The organism is Arthrobacter sp. zg-Y1143, assembly GCF_030125565.1.
Classification (GTDB): Bacteria; Actinomycetota; Actinomycetes; order Actinomycetales; family Micrococcaceae; genus Arthrobacter_B.
On sequence record NZ_JASKLW010000019.1, the window covers coordinates 1 to 3,611 of the forward strand.

A 3,611-nucleotide genomic window follows, 5' to 3' on the forward strand; every position below is an offset into this window, starting at 1 on the left:
TGCGCAGGAACAAACAGAAACAAACCACAACCATGAACACCCCCACCCCCTCAAAGAGGGAAGAAGCCCCACAGCCCTGTTGTCTCAGGACCCAACAGTGTGCCAAACGGTCAACCGGTAACCTGCCCGCACCGCTTTCCAGAACCCCAAAGGGAACGTACTCACTGATGCCAGGCAATCATGCCGGCGCCTATCCATTGATATTCCACCCTTGAGCACCCACCGGAAAACATATGCTTCCGACATGGGCATCTCCTGCAAAGCACACATCCAACACTGTGGAAGGACATCCGCTTCGAGGTGCTCCTTAGAAAGGAGGTGATCCAGCCGCACCTTCCGGTACGGCTACCTTGTTACGACTTAGTCCCAATCGCCGGTCCCACCTTCGACGGCTCCCTCCCACAAGGGGTTAGGCCACCGGCTTCGGGTGTTACCAACTTTCGTGACTTGACGGGCGGTGTGTACAAGGCCCGGGAACGTATTCACCGCAGCGTTGCTGATCTGCGATTACTAGCGACTCCAACTTCATGAGGTCGAGTTGCAGACCTCAATCCGAACTGAGACCGGCTTTTTGGGATTAGCTCCACCTCACAGTATCGCAACCCTTTGTACCGGCCATTGTAGCATGCGTGAAGCCCAAGACATAAGGGGCATGATGATTTGACGTCGTCCCCACCTTCCTCCGAGTTGACCCCGGCAGTCTCCTATGAGTCCCCGCCATAACGCGCTGGCAACATAGAACGAGGGTTGCGCTCGTTGCGGGACTTAACCCAACATCTCACGACACGAGCTGACGACAACCATGCACCACCTGTAAACCGGCCACAAGTGGGGGACCTGTTTCCAGGTCTTACCGGTTCATGTCAAGCCTTGGTAAGGTTCTTCGCGTTGCATCGAATTAATCCGCATGCTCCGCCGCTTGTGCGGGCCCCCGTCAATTCCTTTGAGTTTTAGCCTTGCGGCCGTACTCCCCAGGCGGGGCACTTAATGCGTTAGCTACGGCGCGGAAAACGTGGAATGTCCCCCACACCTAGTGCCCAACGTTTACGGCATGGACTACCAGGGTATCTAATCCTGTTCGCTCCCCATGCTTTCGCTCCTCAGCGTCAGTTAATGCCCAGAGACCTGCCTTCGCCATCGGTGTTCCTCCTGATATCTGCGCATTTCACCGCTACACCAGGAATTCCAGTCTCCCCTACATCACTCTAGTCTGCCCGTACCCACTGCAGACCCGGGGTTGAGCCCCGGGCTTTCACAGCAGACGCGACAAACCGCCTACGAGCTCTTTACGCCCAATAATTCCGGATAACGCTTGCGCCCTACGTATTACCGCGGCTGCTGGCACGTAGTTAGCCGGCGCTTCTTCTGCAGGTACCGTCACTTTCGCTTCTTCCCTGCTGAAAGAGGTTTACAACCCGAAGGCATTCGTCCCTCACGCGGCGTCGCTGCATCAGGCTTTCGCCCATTGTGCAATATTCCCCACTGCTGCCTCCCGTAGGAGTCTGGGCCGTGTCTCAGTCCCAGTGTGGCCGGTCACCCTCTCAGGCCGGCTACCCGTCGTCGCCTTGGTGGGCCATTACCCCAACCAACAAGCTGATAGGCCGCGAGTCCATCCAAAACCGCATAAAGCTTTCCACGAACCGCCATGCGGTGGTCCGTCGTATCCGGTATTAGACCCGGTTTCCCAGGCTTATCCCGAAGTCAAGGGCAGGTTACTCACGTGTTACTCACCCGTTCGCCACTAATCATTCTGTGCAAGCACAGAAGTCATCGTTCGACTTGCATGTGTTAAGCACGCCGCCAGCGTTCATCCTGAGCCAGGATCAAACTCTCCGTAAATGTTCATACAGACACAATGCCGGGGCCAAGGAAAATTGGCCGCCAGGCACTGCACTAAATTCGAAACCAGCTAAAAAAACCATTCCAGCCCACGGGGTGGGCGGAACAGTCGATTCAACCAATTAAAATAAATTGGTATCAATAAACTTGGCACACTATTGAGTTCTCAAACAACAGACGCAATCCGAAAATACTCGGGAAAACAATGTTTTCCTTTTCTTCTTCGCTGCAACCTTCGTTTATCTGCGCCATTCCATGGGCCATAAGGCGCACCAGAACTGCTCACATTTCCGAAGGGGTTTGGCCGCCATGCTCAGGCGCTTTCTCAGCGTCCCGGCCGCGGCGACTTAGAAGACTTTACACAGGTTTCACCCCGGTTGCAACTCGGCCCCAGCCGCCCGCTTCAGCGCCGGGTTTTGCCCATCTGGCGGGGAGTAAGAGCCCGGCGCCGGCAGGGCGGCCGCTCGGAGCGGATCTGTGGCAGGGAACCGGACGCTGGCATTGGGCTCTACCCACCAAGGGTCGGCTGTGTACAGGCCACTGGCCCGATCAGTTGGGGCTTCCAACCGCGACATGCCTCCTGACCCACCGCCGCCGGTCCCGTGAATAGTGCAGGTAGCGGCCCTGGTCCCGTACGACTTCCTCCATCGGAGCTGCTCGTTGCTCCCCCTCCCCCCCCCCAGTGGGCGTTCGCGTGAACGCGGCAGAGCAGCGCGATCCACCAAGTATTCGGCTCCCTGTCGACATGCCACTCGGCAAGGGACCACCAATGCTGCGGGGAGCCAAGGACTCCGCAGCGGGAGATGCAACGGTTGATGTGCCCGTCACGGTCGTAGCCAAGCAAACAATGCTTCACTGCACCCTGGCCTCGAGAGCTTCTGGGATGAAGCCGGCACCGACAGTCTTTCGCTTATGCAGCTCGTGCGGTGTGGCCACCCGATGTGGGATCGGACTGCTTTCCACCGACACTGGGACCCACGGCCGTTGCACCCGGTACCCGAGGCCCGGCGTGGCCGGGAGCCGTCCAGGCCGTTAGTGTTCGCTTATGGCCGGCTTTCCCCAACTCCTCCACACGGTTCTGGATACTCCCGATGTCCGGGGTCTGGCGGAGTTCTACCGTCAGCTCCTCGGGCTCAAGTACCGCCCCGGAGACGAACCGCAACCGGGCAGCGCCGGCGATGGCGTTGATTGGCTGGTACTGACCGATGCCCGCGGCAACCGAAAGCTGGCATTCCAGCATGTGGATCAGCTCGCGCGGACTACCTGGCCCCGGCCGGATACACCCATGCAGATGCACCTGGACCTCACTGTCCCCAACCGGAAGACCCTCGCAGACCAACATGCCAGGGCACTGGCGTTGGGCGCGGAGCTCCTCTTTGATCGCACGGATGACCGCGAAGAACCGTTGTATGTCTACGCCGATCCGGCCGGACATCCATTCTGTATCTTCGTAGCCTGACCCACACGGGCCGGCGTTGCCCTGCAGGGGGATCCCGGACAGGACCGCGGGTCCAACCAGGGGTTAAACAGGTGAGGCCCGTACCAACACTGGTACGGGCCTCACCCCACAAATTGTCCGGCGGTGACCTACTCTCCCACACCCTCCCGGATGCAGTACCATCGGCGCTGTGGGTCTTAGCTTCCGGGTTCGGAATGGGACCGGGCGTTTCCCCCACGCTATGACCGCCGTAACCCTTCCACCCGCACCACACACCCAAAAACAGTGTGCGTGGGGAAAACAATGGTCACGAACATCAAACAGACGTAAGCAA

Annotated in this window: 1 protein-coding gene and 2 rRNA genes; 1 reads left to right on the forward strand and 2 read right to left on the reverse strand. The window is 58.7% G+C overall.

Annotated elements, in window-relative coordinates; genetic code table 11:
* Window positions 1-311 precede the first annotated feature (311 nt).
* Window positions 312-1,839, reverse strand: a 16S ribosomal RNA gene (locus tag QNN98_RS16385).
* A gap of 1,045 nt (window positions 1,840-2,884) precedes the next feature.
* Here QNN98_RS16385 and QNN98_RS16390 point away from each other — a divergent pair.
* Complete coding sequence (locus tag QNN98_RS16390; protein ID WP_283998562.1) at window positions 2,885-3,298, forward strand: VOC family protein; 414 nt, start codon at window positions 2,885-2,887, stop codon at window positions 3,296-3,298.
* A 115-nt stretch (window positions 3,299-3,413) separates the two neighbouring features.
* Here the strand turns inward: QNN98_RS16390 and rrf are convergent.
* Window positions 3,414-3,530, reverse strand: a 5S ribosomal RNA gene (gene rrf / locus QNN98_RS16395).
* Window positions 3,531-3,611: the final 81 nt, after the last annotated feature.

Excerpts from the sequence above, each read along its gene's own strand:
- QNN98_RS16390 (WP_283998562.1), top strand. The coding sequence starts at position 2,885 with ATGGCCGGCTTTCCCCAACTCCTCCACACGGTTCTGGATACTCCCGAT.